At 48.8% G+C, this 260-nt stretch carries 1 protein-coding gene; it reads right to left on the bottom strand.

What is annotated here, in order from left to right:
- A partial coding sequence (locus R0J87_RS21835; RefSeq protein WP_498888927.1) for a monooxygenase family protein occupies nucleotides 1-246 on the bottom strand: 246 nt, incomplete at its 3' end.
- Nucleotides 247-260: the final 14 nt, after the last annotated feature.

The following is a 260-nucleotide window of genomic DNA, read 5'->3' on the forward strand; positions in this document are numbered from 1 at the left end:
GTCGTCGGTCGAGCGCCAATACTGGATCATCGTTGTGGTGCGCAATCCAAAATAGCTTTCCATCGACAAAAATCCGAGTTCTTCCTTATGCGTATAGAGTTCCTTGATCATGCCGGGCATCGCACTGAAGACCGGAAACCATTTGTTCACTGCCAACCGGTTGTTGAAGCGCATGCCAATGATGAAAACGACAATATCACCCGAATTTTCCGTTGTGAAACGTCCGGGGAAAACTTGCTGTGCCACGTCTGTTCCTCCTT

Source organism: Halomonas sp. SIMBA_159 (genome assembly GCF_046536035.1).
GTDB classification, from domain to species: domain Bacteria; phylum Pseudomonadota; class Gammaproteobacteria; order Pseudomonadales; family Halomonadaceae; genus Vreelandella; species Vreelandella venusta_A.